Genomic DNA, 17,113 nt, shown 5'->3' on the forward strand with positions numbered 1-17,113 from the left:
CGCCCGCGCGTCCGGTCGCGCCCGGCGCGCTCGCGCCGCTCGGGGCCGCGCCGTTCGGGGCCGTAGCGGCACGCTGGGCGCCGGCGCCACCCGCGGCCGTGCCGTTCCCTGCCGCGCCGGTCCCCTGACCGGCCGCGGCGTTCCCACCCGCTCCGTTCGCGGCCACGCCGGCGCGCTGGCCGCCCGCACCGTTCCCGCCCGCACCGTTCCCGCCCGCACCGTTCCCGGCCACACCGTTCCCGGCCGTTCCAGCGCGCTGACCGCCCGCGGCGGGGGCACCGGGTTTCGGCACCCCCGCTGTCCCGGCCGCCGACGCCGGGCCGCCCGCACCGGCGGGCTTCGCGGGCCCACCACGCGCGCCGGGATCGGCGGGCTGAACGGGCGCCGGAGGCTTCGACGGGTCGCCGCCCGCCTGTGCGGCACCCGCGCCGAGCCAGATCGACCCGACAGCGACCGCAGCGGCCGCCGATGCCGTCACCCGGGTCACCGACGCGGTCGCCCGGGCCTCCTTGCGATGCCGTCCCTGATACCTGGACATGAATGCTCCTTCTCCCTCGCGCACGACCATTCCTCGGACGGGCGATTCGGCGTCCACAGCGCAGCACCGATCACCGCGCAGCAGCGATGTGCACGGCGCGCGCGGATGAGAAGCGTTGATTCGAAAGAGAACTCAAAGGTGGTTGCTATGGCTACCGATTCGGCCCACCTCCGAGCCAACACGACCGGCGAATCGGAATCCAGGGGACACGGGTAACGAAAACAACACGATGTGAATGCGAAAACAAGGGAGGAAAGGAATCATCAGAAACTGTCTTCCCCACCGTGAAGCGCACACTGTTTCGCGGTGATAATTTATTCGATCACACCGGAGAACCGTCCCCTTCATGCCGCCGGTGACCGGGCGCGCCGGCTGTTGCCGTGCCCATCGGCGACCAATCAGTACGCTGTACGCTTTGCCATCGCCACTGCGAGGTCCAGCGTGCGACATCGCGGCATCCACTGTCGCGGCGTTCCGGCCGTTCGTCTCCCGGCGCCCCAACCTCACTGCGGCCCGGCCGATTCGGGTGTTAGCCGGTGCCGGTCAGCCGACCACGCTCCCGATCGCCGGGCGATTCTCGGGTAGCGGCTCGAACGCGGTCTCCCGGAGCCGGGACGAGCAGAGGGCGAGAACCCCGAGCGCCACCGCGAGGTAGCCGACCACTCGGTACCAGGCACCGTCGAACGCGATGAGCAACCAGGTGGCGATGCTCGCGGCGGACGCGCCGCCCAGTGCCGAGCCGACCTGATAGGTCGCGGAGATCGCGGTGTAGCGGACCTCGCGCGGGAACTGCTCGCCGAGGAAGGCGGGGATCGGGCCCTGGGTCGCGCCGACGAGGAAGCCCGCCAGGGCGCTGATGCCATAGGTCGCGACCAGGTTGTGCAGCGGGACGATCGCGAAGTACGCGGTGTAGGCCGCGAGGATCGCGACGGCGCCACCGATCATGACGGGCTTGCGGCCGATGCGATCGGACAGCAGTGCGAAGACGGGTGCGCCGGGGATCAGCGTGATCGACCCGACCAGGCTGATGAGCAGGTTGTCGGTGTCGTTGTAGCCGATGTCCGTCATGTACGTGAGCATGAACACTGAGGTCACGTATGCCAGCGTGATGTACCCGAAGGAGATACCCACCGAGCAGAGCACGGCCACCGGGAAGCGCCGGAGCACCGAGAAGATCGGGAGCGGAACGGCCCGACGGTCGTCGTCGGCCGCGGCGGCCGGCGCCTCCTCCTGCGGGGCGCGCAGGCGCATGACGAGGCCGAGGATCACCAGCACCCCGCCGAGCAGGAAGGGGATGCGCCAGGCGCCGCCGGCCAGGCCGGTGCCGGAGATGGCATCGCCGGAGAACGCGCTGACCACGGTGAACACCGCGATACCGAGCACAGTGCCGATGCCGATCCCCATGCTGGTGAAGCTGCCCCAGAGTCCGCGCCGGTCGTCGGGCGCGTTCTCGATCCCGATGAGGGCCGCGCCGCCCCACTCGCCGCCGGCGGCGAAGCCCTGCACGATGCGCACGGTCACGAGCAGGACCGGCGCCAGCATTCCGACGGTGTCCGCCGTCGGCAGGCAGCCCATCGCGAAGGTCGACAGGCCCATCACCAGCAGCGTCAGGATGAGCATCGGCCGCCGTCCGACCTTGTCGCCGAAGTGCCCGATCACCAGGCCGCCCACCGGACGGGCGATGAACCCGGCGCCGAAGGTGAGGAAGGAGACCAGGGTGCCCACCATCGGGCTGAGTCGGGGAAGAAGATCTTCGGGAAGACGAGGGCGGCGGCGAGCCCGTAGATCGAGAAGTCGTAGTACTCCATCGCGGTGCCGAAGCCGGAGACGGTGAAGATCTTCGACGCGCTGGGCCGCTGCTGGGGCTGGGTGGTGGTCATGGCAGGTATTCCGATCAGAAGGTGAGGAGGCCGAGTTCTGCAGCCTCGAGGGGGGTTCCGGCGCGGTAGGACATGGCGAAGGAATCCGTGTCGAGCGCGACGGTGAGGAGGGTGCTCCACTGCTCGACGAGCGGGAGCGACAGGTCGGGGCGCATGATCTGCGGCGCGGCGCCGTCGGCCGCGAGAGCCTTCGCGCGGGCGTGATCGGTGCCGGCGCACAGGTCCGTGCGCCGGGCGGCCAGGTCGTCCATCCGGACGTCGGTCGACGATTCCACGCGCGGGATGGTGTCGCCCGCGGCGAGTTCCGGGTCGAGGAAGTGGTTGGTGTGGAACAGCCAGCCGTCCTCGCCCGGTCGGACGACCGCGGTTCCGGCGGGCGACATCTCGATGCTCGCGGCCCGGCCAGCGCGGTCGGCGACGGTCAGCACCGTCGACGCGCTCACCCGCGCGCTCCCGGCGAGCGCGATGGCGTGATCGACGTCGGTCGCCTCCTCGATGACCCGGCGCGCGACCGCGTGGACCGGCACGCCCGGCGCTCCCCCGTCCGAGCGGTGGTTGAGGATGTTGAAGTGGACGCCGACCCCGGCGTCGTTGAGGCCGATCTTGCCGGAGACGCCGAACTCGGTGAACAGCTTGAAGCGCAGGCCCGTGTTCCCGACGCCGGCCAGCAGGAGCCCGTCGGGCGCGAGGTGCGCGTGCCAGTCCCACGTCTGCATGGTCTCCGGCGACGCCCCGGCGACGGCGCGGACCATCGTCGAGCACTCCCCCTCCCGGGAGGGGGCGGCGCGGGCGAGGATCTCGGTGCGGGCGTCGAGCAGAGCGACGTCCGCGAGGGGCAGACCAGCGCCCGCGGCCAGCCCTCCGATCTCCGCCGCGAGGTGCGGGGCCCAGCGGGCCAGCTCGTCGTGGCTCGCGGCGGCCACATCGGCGACCACGCCGGGCGCGATCCCGAGTTCGGTGAAGTGGGCCGCGTAGAGCCCACTGATCCGCGCGATCCGCGGTGCGAAGCGCGCGCCTCGCGCCCGGCCGGCGGCCTCGCCGGATGGCGTGGTCGTGATATCGGTGTGCAGCTCCACCCTGTCCTCTTCTCGATCGTGCGCGACGCCCCGGCGCCGTGACTGTGATCCAGACCATAGAGAGGTTAAACGTTTAATACAACGGCCTCCAGCCGTAGGATTCCGAGGATGCGACGGCGGGGCATGACCATCAGGGATGTGGCGGCGCGCGCAGGCGTGTCCACCGCCGCGGTCTCCCAGGCCCTCAACGGCACGGGCACGCTGTCCGCGGCCACGCGGGCACGCATCACCGCCGTCGCCGCGGACATGGGCTACCAGGCCGACGCCATCGCGCGCGGCTTGCAGGGCGCCCGGCTCGGTGTGGTCGGCCTCGTCTTCCGGTCCCTCGATGCCCTCGAGGACTACAACCCCGAGGGCGTGGACGTCTTCTCCCGCATCGCCGGCATGCTCAGCGTCGAGCTGCTCGACCACGGCATGGGCGTCATGCTGCTGCGCGATCTGGTGACCCACGCCGCCCCGCCGCTGGCGTACTCGATGGACGGCTACATCGTGATCAATCCGCACCAGGACGACCCGGTGCTCCGGCGCCTCGACGAGCGCGGCCTGCCCCACGTCACCATCGGACGCGACCCGGGCCGGCCCGACCGGGTCCACTGGGTCTCCACCGACGACGACGCCGGCATGGTGCGCATGCTCGACCACCTCGCGGACGCGGGCGCACGCCGCATCCTGCTCGTCCGCGGCATCGATCCGAACGCCTGGAACATCGACAGCGAGAACGCGTTCCGGCGCTGGAGCGCCGATACCGGACGTACGGACCCCGTCGTGGTGACCGTTCCGGAACGGGATGGCGTCGACGGCGGACGCGGCTTCGCCCACGCCCTCGCCGCCGGAACATACGGACCGATGCCCGACGCCGTCGTCTGCATGACGGGCCGGCACGCCGCCGGCACCGTCGCGGCCCTGACCGAGCGCGGCGTCCGCGTTCCCGACGACATCCTGGTCGCCACGATGTCCGATTCCGAGCATTCCCGCACCGCGACCCCGTCCATCACATGCATGACCGGTGCGGTGAAGGACGAGGTGCGGGCGACCGTCGCGATGCTGCTCGCCACGCTCGCGGGCGACCCCGTGGGCGAGCCCGCGCGGATCCGCACGGACGTCACCGTCCGGGCGTCGACGCGTCCTCGATGACCGACGAGGCCCGAAGCCCCGGTCGCCGAGGAAAGCACTGCGCCCCCGCCGTTCCCGGCGGGGGCGCAGTGTGCGTATCGAGAATCAGCCCAGGCGCTGCTTGAGCGCGTCCAGCTCGTCCTTGAGGCCGGTGGGCAGCTTGTCGCCCACGAAGTCGAACCACTCGTCGATCGACGGGAGCTCGTTCTTCCATTCCTCGGTGTTCACGGCGAGCGCCTCGGCCACGTCCTCGACGGGGGTGTCCAGACCGGTGAGGTCCAGCTCCTCCGGCGTCGCGACGATGCCGATCGGCGTCTCCTTGCCCGCGGCGTTGCCCTCGATGCGGTCGACGATCCACTTGAGCACGCGGCTGTTCTCGCCGAATCCGGGCCACAGGAAGCGCTTGTCATCGCCGCGGCGGAACCAGTTCACGTAGAAGACCTTCGGCAGCTTCGACTCGTCGGCCTGCTTGCCGATCTCGAGCCAGTGCTCGAAGTAGTCGCCCACGTTGTAGCCCAGGAAGGGCAGCATCGCCATCGGGTCGCGGCGGACGGTGCCCACCTTGCCCTCGGCGGCGGCGGTCTGCTCCGAGCCGACGGTCGCGCCCATGAAGACGCCGTGCTTCCAGTCGCGCGCCTGCGTGACCAGGGGCACCGTCGTCTTGCGGCGGCCGCCGAAGAGGATGGCCGAGATCGGCACGCCCTGCGGATCGTCCCACTCGGGAGCGATCGACGGGCACTGCGACATCGGGGTGGTGTAGCGCGAGTTCGGGTGCGCCGCGACGGTGACCACGCCGTCCTCGTTCTCGGCCGAGCTGGTCTCCCAGTCCTGGCCCTTCCAGTCGGTGAGGTGCTGCGGGGCGGCGGACATGCCCTCCCACCAGACGTCACCGTCGTCGGTCTTGGCGACGTTGGTGAAGATGGTGTTGCCGGCCTCGATCGTCTTCATGGCGTTCGGGTTCGAGTCCATCGACGTGCCGGGGGCGACGCCGAAGAAGCCGAACTCGGGGTTCACCGCGTAGAGGCGGCCGTCCTTGCCGAAGCGCATCCAGGCGATGTCGTCGCCCACGGTCTCGGCGCGCCAGCCCGGCAGGGTGGGCTGGATCATCGCGAGGTTGGTCTTGCCACAGGCCGACGGGAACGCGGCGGCCACGAAGTAGACCTTGTCCTCCGGCGAGATCAGCTTGAGGATCAGCATGTGCTCGGCGAGCCAGCCCTCGTCGTGCGCCATCGCCGAGGCGATGCGCAGCGCGTAACACTTCTTGCCCAGCAGCGCGTTGCCGCCGTAACCCGATCCGTACGACCAGATCTCGCGGGTCTCCGGGAAGTGGGTGATGTACTTGGTGTCGCTGCAGGGCCACGGCACGTCGGCCTCGCCCGGCGCGAGCGGGGCGCCCACCGAGTGGATGCCCTTGACGAAGAAGCCCTCGTCGCCCAGCTTGTCCAGGACGGCCTTGCCCATGCGGGTCATGATCTTCATCGAGACCACGACGTACGCGCTGTCGGTGAGCTCCACGCCCAGCTTCGGATCCTCGGCGCCCAAGGGACCCATGCAGAAGGGCACCACGTACATGGTGCGTCCCTGCATGCAGCCGCGGTACAGGTCCGTCATGGTGGCCCGCATCTCGGCGGGGCGCATCCAGTTGTTCGTGGGGCCCGCGGCCTCCTTGGTCTCCGAACAGATGTAGGTGCGCGACTCCACGCGCGCGACATCGGCCGGATCGGAGAGCGCGAGGAAGGAGTTCGGCTTCTTGCTCTCGTTCAGCTTGGTGAACGTGCCGGCCGCGACCATCTCGGAGGTCAGGCGGTCCCACTCCTCGTCGGAACCGTCCGCCCACACCACGCGATCGGGCTGCGTGAGCTCCGCGACCTCACGCACCCAGGCGATGAGCTGCGCGTGCTTCGTGGGGAGATCCCCCTCGAGACCTTCAATGGTGGCTGCCGTCATAGGTGTCATCTCCGAGAGTCGCGTACGAACCTTTGAACCAGTGTCACACATCGGGCAAGGTCACAGAACCGAGGGTGACGTGCGACCTCTCACATCACACGTCCACCGCTTTCGCGGCGACCGGCAGGAAGCCGATGCGCACCAAGTAGTCGACGTAGACGTCGAGCCCGGCGTCCCCGACGGGGCCCCGCTCACCGTCCTGCCCGATCCGCCCGTCGGCGACGGCGGTGGGGATGAACGCCCCACCGGTGCCGGAGGTGTCGCGCTCGAGGCCCGCGCGGATGAGCAGGATGGCGCGGGCGAGCGACTCCGCCACCTCGGGCCGGTCCCGGAAGGCCGCCGTCTGGCGATCCAGGAACTCGACGCCGGGCACCGGCTCGACGGGGAAGCCGCCGCGCCGCAGCGCCTCCACGATCTCCCGCCAACTCGGCCCGGAGCCGCTGCCGACCTCGAGAGCCCGCAACGGCTCGCTGCCGGTGCGCAGCACCTCGACCATCGCGCGGGCCGCCTGGTCGACGGGCGTCATCTCGATGGTCTGCTCCAGCATCTCCGACGGCGCCGCCCCGACGGTCGCGATCGAGCGGACGAGGTTCCAGAAGGCGTCCTCGGTGTTCGTCGCGCCGGATACCAGGTCACCCGTCAGCAGGCCCGGCCGCAGGATCGTCGACCGCACGCCGCTGGCCGCGGCGAGCTCCACGATCCGCTCCGCCACCCACTTCGAATGGGTGTAGCCGGCGTCGGGGATCTCCTCGAAGCTGCCCGCCGCCGAGATGGTGGAGACGAACTCGAAGACCGTGCCCGGCCGTCGTGATGCCAGCTCCAGCAGGAAGCGCGTGGAATCGACGTTGGCCGTGCGCAGCCGCGGATAGGGCTCGACGTGGTTGACCCGCGCCGCGCAGTGGATGATCGCGTCGACCTGCGCGATCACCCGGTCCCAGACCTCCGCGTCGACACCCAGCGCGGGCGCGCTGAGATCCCCGGGGAGTGCCGTGATCCGGTCCTCGTCGCCGTCGGCCCAGGAGCCGTAGCCCCGCATGGCGGTGCGGATGCGCTCGAGCCCGGCGGTTTCGTCGCGGGCCCGGACCAGCGCCCACACCCGCGTCGACGGGTCGGCGTCCAGCACCGCCCGCACGAGGTGCCCGCCCAGGAGGCCGGTGGCGCCGGTGATGAGCACGTCGTGGCCGGTGGGCACCACGTCGGGCGTGCGGGGCGTGAACCGGATGTCGTCGACGGGGACCTCCACCGTGCGGCGCTGGCCCACCTCCGACAGCGACGCGAGGATCGACGCCGGCGTCGCGCTGTCGAACAGCGCCGCGATCGGCACCCGGACCCCGAAGTCCTGGTCGACCCGGTCGACCAGCCGCATCAGCGACAGCGAGTCGCCGCCCAGCTCGAAGAAGGAGTCGTCGAGGCCGACGCCCTCAGCGCCGAGGACCGCCTCGAACAGTGCGACCATGGCCCGCTCCTCGTCGGTCTCGGGCGGGCGGTGTGCGGCCGCCGCGGCGAAGACGGGTTCCGGGAGCGCGGCGCGGTCGAGCTTGCCGCTCGGGGTGAGCGGCAGCGCGTCGAGCACCACGACGAACGGCACCATCGCGGCGGGCAGCCGCCGGGCGACGTCGGCGGTGATCGCCTCGGCCGCGATCCCCGGCGCCACGACGTGCCCCACGAGGCGCGCACCGGTCGGACCCTCGTGCACCGACGCGACGACGGCGGTGACGCCGGGGCACGCGGCGAGCGCGGCCTCGACCTCGCCGAGCTCGACCCGCACACCACGGATCTTCACCTGATCGTCGGCGCGGCCCACGTACTCCAGCGCACCGTCGGGCAGCCATCGGACCAGATCGCCCGTGCGGTACATCCGGGAGCCCGCGGACCCGAAGGGGTCGGCGACGAAGCGGGTCGCGGTCAGGCCGGCGCGGCCGGCGTAGCCGCGGGCGACCGCGCCGCCCGCGACGTACAACTCGCCGACCGTGCCCGGCGCGACGCGGCGCAGCGCATCGTCGAGCACCCGGACGGACATGCCGCGGATCGGGCGCCCGATGGGCACCGGACCGGCGCCCCCGGGCCGGATCCGCGCGGTCGAGACCACGACGGTGGCCTCCGTCGGGCCGTACGCGTTGAGCAGCTTCCGGCCGGGGCCCCACTGCTCGACCAGAGGACGCGGCACGGCCTCGGCCCCCACCACGAGCGAGGTCAGCGAGCGCATCCGGCCGGCGGGCACGGAGGCCAGCACGGACGGGGTCAGCAGCGCGTGCGTGACGCGGTGCTTCTCGACGAAGGCGGCCAGCTCGCGGCCGACGCGCACCTCCTCCGAGACCACCAGCGTGCCGCCCGTGGTGAGGGCGCACAGCAGCTCCCAGACGGCGGCGTCGAAGCCCACTGAGGAGTTGTGCAGCATGCGGCTGCCCGGCCCGAGGTCCAGCTCGTCGACGAAGGAGCGCACCAGGTCGGCGAGGCCCGCGTGGGTCACGACGACGCCCTTCGGCACGCCCGTCGAACCCGAGGTGAAGATGACGTACGCGGCGTCCTGCGCGGTGAGCTTCGGCTGCTCGTCGCCGAGGGGCCCGTCGCCGGCCTCGCCCGGCCCCGCCGCGAGCAGCGCGGCGTCCACCTCGAGCGTCGGGCGCACGTCGGCGAACATCGCCTCGACCCGCTCGCGCGGGGTCTTCGTGTCGACCGTCAGGAAGGCGCCGCCCGCCTTCGCGACGCCGAGGACGACCGCGACGAAGCCGATGGACCGCGGGGCCGTCACGGCCACCACGTCGCCCCGGCCCACGCCCGCGGCGCGGAAGTGCCGCGCCCACCGGTTCGAGAGCGCGTCGAGCTCCGCATAGGTGAGCGGGGTCCCGTCGCCGGCGACGGCCCGCGACTGCGGGCGCGCCGCGGCCCGGCGGCCGAAGAGCTCGGGCAGCGTGCGGCCGGGAACGCCGCCGACGGCGCCGCCCCAGCGGCGCACGAGCAGGCGTTCCGCCTCGCCCGTCCCGTCGACGTCGGCGAGGCGCGCGTCGGGGCGCATCACCGCGGCGGTCAGGATCCGGCGCCACCGGTCGATCAGGTCCTCGACGACGGACCGGTCGAGCGCGTCGGTGCGGAAGCCCGCCCGCACGTGCAGGCTCTCGCCGGGGATCGCGGCCACGTGCAGCGCGTAGTGGGTGGCGTCGTCGCCGCGCACGTCGACGACCTCCACGTCGGTACCGGGGATCGTCGCGCCGGCCGTCGACGGGTAATTCTCGACGACGAACAGGGAGTCGAAGAGCTCCGGCCGTCCAGCCGCGCGGGCGATCTCCGTCAGGCCCAGGTGCTGATGGTCGAGCAGGCGCACGTACTGCTCCTGCACGCCGTCGACCACCTCGCGCACGGTGCGCCGCGGGTCGAGGCCGACCCGCACGGGCGTGGTCGTGATGAGCAGGCCCACGAGGTCGAGGGCGCCGTCGAGGTCCGCCGGGCGGCCCGACTGCACCGAGCCGAAGACCACGTCGGAGCGGCCCGTCGCGCCGCCCAGCGCGATCGCCCAGGTCGCCTGCAGGACCGCGCCGACCGTCGTGCCCAGCTTCCCGGCGAGCCGGGTCACGGCCGCGTTCAGGTTGTCGGGCAGGACGGTGCGCACCTCGTCGCGCCCCGTGTCCGACGGTGCCGGGCCGGCCACGGGGAGCGCGCGGGCGAGCAGCGTCGGCTCGTCGAGCCCGTCCAGCTCCGCGGCCCAGGCGGCGCGCGCGGCCTCGCGGTCACGATCCCGCAGCCAGGTGAAGTAGTCGCGCAGCGTGGCCGCGGGCGCGCCGGTGTCGATACCGGCGTAGCCCGCCAACAGGTCACCGAAGATCACCGGCGCGGACCAGCCGTCCCACAGGATGTGGTGGTTGGTCACCACCAGCCGGTGCTCGCGCTCGCCGATCCGGACCAGCACGAAGCGCATACCCGGCTCACCGTCGAGGCGGAAGCCGCGGCGGCGCTCGGCGGCCGCGAGCTCGTCGAACCGGGCCTCGGGGTCGTCCGCCGCGCGCACGTCCTCGAACCGGAAGGGCACCTCGCCGGGGGCGGCGATCACCTGGACGGGGGCGTCGAGACCGTCGGCGACGAACCGCGCGCGCAGCGCCTCCCGGCGCGCCATCAGCGCCGCGACCGCGGTCGCGAAGCGGTCCTCGTCGATCGTGCCGGCGAAGTCGATCACCGTCTGGACGACGTACGGATCGTCCCCGGCGCCCGCGTCCTCGCCCGCCTCCGCGTGGTAGCGGAAGCCCTGCTGCAGCGGGGTCAACGGCAGCACGTCCTGCAGGCCGGGATAGCGGCCGTCGAGCCGCTCGACCTGCGCAGAGCTGAGCGCGACCAGCGGGAAGTCCGACGGGGTGTGCCCACCGTCGCCGCTGCGCGCGGCGCGCACCACGTCCTCCAGCGCGGCGAACCACAGCGCGCCGAGGCGGTGCACCGCGTCCTCGTCGAGCAGGGCGGGCGCCCACGTCCACGACGCCACCAGCTCGGGGCCGTCGGCACCGTCGCGGGCGACGGCGTTGACCTCCACCGGGTGCATCAGGGCGAGCGCATCGGGCGCCGGGGAGAGATCGCCGAAGCGCCGGTCCGGCGCCCAGTCCTGCTCGCCCGCGCCCGTGGTGCGGCCGAGGTAGTTGAAGCCGATCTCCGGCTGCGGCAGGCCGGCGAGGGCCTGCGCGGTCTCCGGGTTCGCGTACCGCGCGAGCCCGTAGCCGAGGCCGCCGTCGGGCACCGCCCGCAGTTGCTCCTTGACCCGCTTGACCACCGCCGACGGGTGGCCCGTGCCCGGCCGCAGCCGGACGGGGTGCACGTTCGTGAACCAGCCGACGGTGCGCGAGAGATCCAGCCCCGGCGCGAGCGACTCGTCGCGGCCGTGCGTCTCCACCTCCACGAGCACGGAGTCCTCGCCGCGGCCGCGCTCCGCGGACCACGTGGTGACCGCGGTGGCGAAGGCCGCGAGCAGCACGTCCTGCACCCCGGCGTGGAAGGCCTCGGGGACCGCGCCGAGCAGCGGGCCGGCGACGTCCGCGGGCAGCGTGAGCTCGGCGTGGCCCGCGGCGCCATGCGTGTCGCGGGCGGGATCGAGGCGGCCGTCGAGGAGCGACGGGGCGCCGTCCAGCACGGCCTGCCAGTGCTCGACCTCCGCGGCCCCGGCCTGCGCCGCGCGGTCCGCGAGCACCGTCGACCAGCGGCGGTACGAGCTGCCCACCGGGGCGAGGGCGATCTCGCGGCCCGACGACGCGGCGTGAGCGCCCGTCGCGAGGTCGGTGAGCAGGATCCGCCAGGACACCCCGTCGACGACGAAGTGGTGCGCCGCGACGAGCAGCGCGCCCTCCCGCTCGGGTCCGAGGTCGAACCACACCACCCGGATCGGCGACGGGGCGCCGGGCCGCAGCAGCCCGGTGACCCGCCGGTGCTCGGCGGCGACCGCGGCCCGCACCTCGTCGAGCGACAGACCGGTGGCGTCGAACCGGTCCACGACGTCCGCGGCGGCGAGCGCGCCCGCGGGGCGGGCCGTGAGTGACCAGAGCCCCTCGGGCGACGTGCCGATCTCGGCGCGCAGGGCGTCGTGCCGGTCGAGGATCGCCTGGGTCAGTGCGTGCAGCGTCTCGGTTCCCACGCCCGACGGGGTGCGGACCAGCACCGACTGATGGAAGCCCTCGGCGCTGCCGCCGTGCTCGGCGAACCAGGTCAGGACCGGCGTGGGGGCGATCGCGCCGACGCCGTCGTCGGGGACGGCGTCCGCCGGGTCCACCTCGCCGGCCACGGCCGCCAGCGCCGCGACCGTGCGGTGCGCGAAGACGTCCTGCGCGGTGAGGCTCAGCCCGGCCGCGCGGGCGCGGCTGATCACCTGGATCGACGTGATCGAGTCGCCGCCCAGCTCGAAGAAGGAGTCGTCCACGCCGACCTTCTCCAGCCCGAGTACCTCCGCGAAGATCCCGGCGAGCACGTCCTCCGTCCAGGTCGCGGGCGCGCGGAACCTGGCCTCGTCGGCGAGGTCCGGCGCGGGCAGCGCGGTCTTGTCGACCTTGCCGTTCGCGGTGAGCGGCAGCGCGTCGAGCACGACCACCCGGGCCGGCACCATGTGCGCCGGCAGGGTGCGCGCGACGGCGGCGCGGACGGCCGCCTCGTCGGCGGTGCCGGTCACGTACCCGACGAGGCGCCTGGCGGCCCCGTCGCCGTGCACGACGACGGCGGCGGCGCTGACGTCCGGGCAGGCGGCCAGCGCGGCCTCCACCTCGCCCGGCTCGATCCGGAAGCCGCGCAGCTTGATCTGGTCGTCGGCGCGCCCGACGTACTCCATGTCGCCGTCGGGCAGCCACCGGACGAGGTCGCCCGTGCGGTACATCCGCGCACCGTCGACGAGCGGATCGGCCACGAACCGCTCCGCGGTGAGGCGCGGCTTGCCCTGGTAGCCGCGCGCCACGCCCGGCCCGCCCACGTACAGCTCGCCCACCACGCCCGGCGGCACGCGGCGCAGGCCGGCGTCGAGGACGTAGGCGCGGGCGCCGCCGATCGGCCGGCCGATGGAGACCTTCCCGCCCGCCTCGAGCGCGCCGAGGGTCGCGGCCACGGTGATCTCGGTGGGGCCGTAGGCGTTGATCATCCGGCGGCCGGGCGCCCACTGCTCGATCAGCGCGCCGGTCACCGGCTCCGCGCCGACGGTCAGCGACTGCAGGCAGCGCATCCGCCCCGGCGTGACCGCGGCCAGCACCGACGGCGTGATCAGTGCGTGCGTGACGCCGTGCGCCTCGACGAAGTCCGCCAGCTCATCGCCCACGCGGGTCCGCGCGGAGACGCGCAGCGTGGCGCCCGTGGCGATCGCGCTCAACAGGTCCCAGAAGGAGATGTCGAATCCCACGGAGAAGTTCGAGAGCACCTGCGAGCCCGCGCCGGCGCCGGTCCGCTCGACGACGGCCGCGGCCAGGTTCATCGCGCCGGCGTGCTGCACCACCACGCCCTTCGGCGCGCCCGTGGTGCCGGAGGTGTAGATCAGGTAGGCGGCGTCCTCCGGCCGCAGCGGCCCGCCGCGCTCCGCGTCGGTGAGCGGCGCGTCGTCGCCGGCCGGGTCGGGGGTCGTCGCGGCATCGACGACGAGGCGCGGCGCCGCGTCCCGCAGGATGTAGTCGATCCGCTCCGCCGGGTACGCCGCATCGATCGGCAGGTAGGCGGCGCCGGCCCGCATGATCGCCAACTCCACCACGATCAGGCGCGCCGACCGCGGCACCGTCACCGCGACCACGTCGCCGCGCCGGACGCCCTTGCCGCGCAGGTACCGCGCCCAGCGGTTCGCGGCGCGGTCCAGGTCGCGGTAGGTCAGCGATTCCTCGTCGTCCACGACGGCGAGCGCGTCCGGGGTCTCCCGCACCCACTCGTCCACCAGGGCCGGCACGGTCACGCGGCGCTGCGGGCCCGACGGTGCGCCCCACGCGGCGAGGTCCTCGGGCTCGGAGCCCTGCAGCACGTCGAGCGCGCCGACGGGGGTCCGTGGATCCGTCGCGACCTGGGTGAGCAGCGTGCGCCAGCGGGCGACCAGCGTTTCGATCGTCGCGCGGTCGAAGACGTCGGTGCGGTACTCGACCGCGCCCGTGAGCGCCCCCGCGGATTCGGTGACGCTGAACAGCAGGTCGGCGCGCGAGGTGCCCGCCTCGGTGGGCACGACGCTCGCGCCGAGGACCTCCTTGAGGCCACTCCAGCCGGGATCGGTGTTCCAGCCGAGGATCACCTGGAAGACGGGGTGCCGGGCCGCCGAGCCGCGCGGCGCGGCCGCGACCATCTCGCCGAAGGGCACGTCCTGGTGGGCGTAGGCGTCGAGCACCGTCGTGCGGGCGCCCCGCAGATGGTCGCCGAACGGTGCGGTCCAGTCGACCGTGGTGCGCAGGGGCAGCAGGTTGACGAACATGCCGACCACGTCGTCGCAGGAGGCCGGGCGGCCGGAGGCGGCGGTGCCGATGACCACGTCGTCGCCCGCGCCGAGCTTGGACAGCAGGGCCGCGAGCGCGGCGTAGTGGAGCATGAACAGGCTCGCGCCGTACTCGCGCGCGACCGTGCGCAGCGACTCGGTCAGCTCGTCGGGCCAGGCGAATTCGACGGTGCCGCCGGCGAAGCCGTTCTCGGCGGGGTACGGGCGGTCGACGGGCAGCACCGTCTCGACGGGCGCACCGTCGAGCGTGCGGCGCCAGAAGTCGCGTTGCGCCACGACCGGACCGTCGGGATCGCGCAGCCGCGCGACCTGCCAGGCGGCGTAGTCGGCGTACTGCACCGCGGGGGCGGGCAGCGTGGGCGCGGCGCCGGAGCGGCGGGCGGCGTACGCGGCCACGAGGTCCCGCAGCAGCGGCGCCACGGAGGCGCCGTCACCCGCGGTGTGGTGCAGCACCAGGACCAGGCGCTGCGGCCGCGAGGCGCGACGGTCCTCCAGCAGCCAGCCCCGGAAGGGCTGCTCCTTCTCCAGATCGAAGGCGTAGCGGGCGCAGGCGCGGGTCACCTCGTCGCGCTCGCTCGCGGCCACGGTGCGCCGCTCCATCAGGCGGGCCGGATCGACCGCGCCGGTGAGGGTCTGCACCACCTCGTCGCCGCGCAGCCGCAGCACGGTGCGCAGCGCGCGGTGGCGCTCCACCACGTCGCGCAGCGCCAGCGCCATCGCGTCGGCGTCGATCGGCTCGTCGAAGTCGAGCACGAGCGGCATGTTGTACACGGGCGACGGTCCACCCAGCTGGAAGTCGCGGAAGAGACCGGCCTGGGCGTGCGAGGCGGGGGCCTCCTTCACGGCGCCGAGCGCGGGGATCACCGTGTCGGGGGCGGGTCCGGCCGGTTCGACGGCGTCCTGCCGGGGCTCGGCGTCCGGGCGCCCGGACTGCTTCCCGCCCTCGCCCTCGACCGCGTTCGGGGTCGGGGTCGGGGTCGGGGTCGGGGTCGGGGTCGCCGCGAGGGGCGGCGCGGCGGCGAGCAGCGCGGCGATGCCGCGGGGCGTGGGGTTGTCGAAGACCTCCACCACGGGCACCTGCACGCCGCGCAGCTCGGCCAGCCGGTCCGTCACGCGGACCGCGACGAGCGAGGTGCCGCCGAGGTCGAACAACGAGTCGTCGGGCCCGACCTCCGGGACGCCGAGGATCGTGCCGAGCAGGTCCGCGACGAGCGCCACGTCGGCGTCGGCCGCGCCGGCACCGGGCGTCGTCGTCCCGGCTCCTTCGGCCCCGACGGCCTCGGCGACGGGCTCCTCCTCGACGGCAGGCTCCTCGTCGACGGCCGGGACCTGCGGCGCTGTCTCCCGCGGTGCGCGCAGCGGGGCGAGGGGCGCGTCGGGATCCGCCGTGAGATCGGCGATGGCGCGCGCCCAGTCCGCGGCGAGTTCGGCGACTCGAGCTTCGTCGAAGACTCCCGCCCGGCCCCGGACGTCCAGGGTGAGCTCGCCGTCCGCCACGAGCCCGACGAAGGCCAGGTGTCGCACGGGCCCGGCGCTCACCACCTCGGTGCCGCCGGGCACCCCGGCGAAGTCCTCGGGCACGGGTTCCAGGTAGTTGACCACCACGCCCGTGGCGCCGTGCTCGCCGTCGAGCGGGCGGCCGCGCTGGCGCAGGAAGGCCGCGCGGATCGCTGCGTCGGTACCGCGCAGGCACTCCCGCACGGTGCTGTCGGGCCGCAGGTCGACGGCCACGGGGATGGTGGTGCCCGCCGCACCGTCGGTGTCGAGACCGGTCTCGTCGATACGGCCGGAGACGGGCAGATCCACGCGTACACGCTCGGCACCCGTGCGGCGGGCGGTGACCAGCGCGGCGGCCACCACGGCGACGGTGGAATTGCGCACGCCCACCGCGCGCGCCTCCGCGTGCAGGCCGCGGGCCCGCTCCGCGGGGACCACCACGGCCGGGGCGCCCACCTGGCCGTCCTTGCGGGCCGACGGTGCGCCGCCCGGCAGCGTGGCCGGGCCGGGGAGCACGGTCGACTGCCAGAAGGCGGTGTCCTCGCCGCGGTCGCGCGAGGCGAGGTAGGCCCCCTCCGCGTCGAGCAGCGCCTGCAGGGGGCGGATCGGACGCGCCGGCAGCGGCCGGCCCCGCACCAGCGCGGTGTACGCCCGCGCGATCGCGACGCGCACCCGGGCGGCGGTGTACCCGTCGGCCACGGCGAGGTCGCACTCGAGCAGAAGTCGCACCCGGCGCTCGGAGGTGCGCAGCAGCGTGAGCCGTACGTGCGGATCGCGCGGGGGCGAGGCCAGACGGTCCGCGGCGAGCTTCCGCGCGGCCGCCTCCGGATCCTTCTCGCGCCGGAGGTCGAGCCGCTCGACGACGACCGAGTCACCGGAATCTGTGCGCTGGGTCAACGCCCGCTCGTCGATCCGGACCAGGAGGGGCTCCGCGGCGGCGAGCACGTGCTCCCCCGCGCGCCGCAGCAGGGCGTCGTCGACGTCCCCGTCGAGGACGATGAACTCGCTGATCGTCCACCGTGGGCCCGCGCCCTCGGCGCGGCGAGCCGCGACGACGTGTGCCTGTGCCCGGGTCAGCGCGACACCGGCACGCTTCCTCGTGAACCGCTTCGCCATGGTTCCCCCTCACTCAGGTTTGCGATCGCAACCCTAT

Annotated in this window: 6 protein-coding genes and 1 pseudogene; 1 reads left to right on the forward strand and 6 read right to left on the reverse strand. The window is 73.6% G+C overall.

Going from position 1 to position 17,113, the window contains the following annotated elements:
- From FK268_RS19420 to FK268_RS19430, 4 genes and pseudogenes are all read right to left on the reverse strand, one after another.
- Positions 1-538, reverse strand: a pseudogene (locus FK268_RS19420) (hypothetical protein); the annotation flags it as partial.
- 543 nt (positions 539-1,081) lie between these two features.
- Positions 1,082-2,266 carry an MFS transporter gene (locus tag FK268_RS19425; RefSeq protein ID WP_205124502.1) on the reverse strand — a complete coding sequence of 395 codons (1,185 nt, stop codon included), beginning with the start codon at positions 2,264-2,266 and terminating at the stop codon, positions 1,082-1,084.
- Positions 2,194-2,418, reverse strand: coding sequence for a hypothetical protein (locus FK268_RS24830; protein WP_205124503.1), 225 nt, complete (start codon positions 2,416-2,418; stop codon positions 2,194-2,196). The genes FK268_RS19425 and FK268_RS24830 overlap by 73 nt, the downstream gene beginning before the upstream one ends.
- A 14-nt stretch (positions 2,419-2,432) precedes the next feature.
- Positions 2,433-3,494 (reverse strand): C45 family autoproteolytic acyltransferase/hydrolase, encoded by a 1,062-nt coding sequence (locus FK268_RS19430; protein WP_146437069.1) that lies wholly within the window; start codon positions 3,492-3,494, stop codon positions 2,433-2,435.
- A 123-nt stretch (positions 3,495-3,617) separates the two neighbouring features.
- On the opposite strand from FK268_RS19430, the gene FK268_RS19435 reads away from it, so the two are divergent.
- Positions 3,618-4,628, forward strand: a complete 1,011-nt coding sequence (locus tag FK268_RS19435; RefSeq protein ID WP_158636166.1) for a LacI family DNA-binding transcriptional regulator — start codon at positions 3,618-3,620, stop codon at positions 4,626-4,628.
- Positions 4,629-4,712: 84 nt separating this feature from the next.
- On the opposite strand, the gene FK268_RS19440 is transcribed toward FK268_RS19435, so the two are convergent.
- Positions 4,713-6,554, reverse strand: coding sequence for a phosphoenolpyruvate carboxykinase (GTP) (locus FK268_RS19440; protein ID WP_146437073.1), 1,842 nt, complete (start codon positions 6,552-6,554; stop codon positions 4,713-4,715).
- Positions 6,555-6,648: 94 nt separating this feature from the next.
- Complete coding sequence (locus FK268_RS19445; RefSeq protein ID WP_146437075.1) at positions 6,649-17,076, reverse strand: non-ribosomal peptide synthetase; 10,428 nt, start codon at positions 17,074-17,076, stop codon at positions 6,649-6,651.
- Positions 17,077-17,113: the final 37 nt, after the last annotated feature.

This window comes from Tsukamurella sputi (assembly GCF_007858445.1).
Classification (GTDB): domain Bacteria; phylum Actinomycetota; class Actinomycetes; order Mycobacteriales; family Mycobacteriaceae; genus Tsukamurella; species Tsukamurella sputi.

What these genes read in the sequence shown, in the direction of transcription:
- FK268_RS19425 (WP_205124502.1), bottom strand. Translation starts at nt 2,266, where the DNA reads ATGGTGGGCACCCTGGTCTCCTTCCTCACCTTCGGCGCCGGGTTCATC.
- FK268_RS24830 (WP_205124503.1), bottom strand. Translation starts at nt 2,418, where the DNA reads ATGACCACCACCCAGCCCCAGCAGCGGCCCAGCGCGTCGAAGATCTTC.
- FK268_RS19435 (WP_158636166.1), top strand. Translation starts at nt 3,618, where the DNA reads ATGACCATCAGGGATGTGGCGGCGCGCGCAGGCGTGTCCACCGCCGCG.
- FK268_RS19440 (WP_146437073.1), bottom strand. Translation starts at nt 6,554, where the DNA reads ATGACGGCAGCCACCATTGAAGGTCTCGAGGGGGATCTCCCCACGAAG.
- FK268_RS19445 (WP_146437075.1), bottom strand. Translation starts at nt 17,076, where the DNA reads ATGGCGAAGCGGTTCACGAGGAAGCGTGCCGGTGTCGCGCTGACCCGG.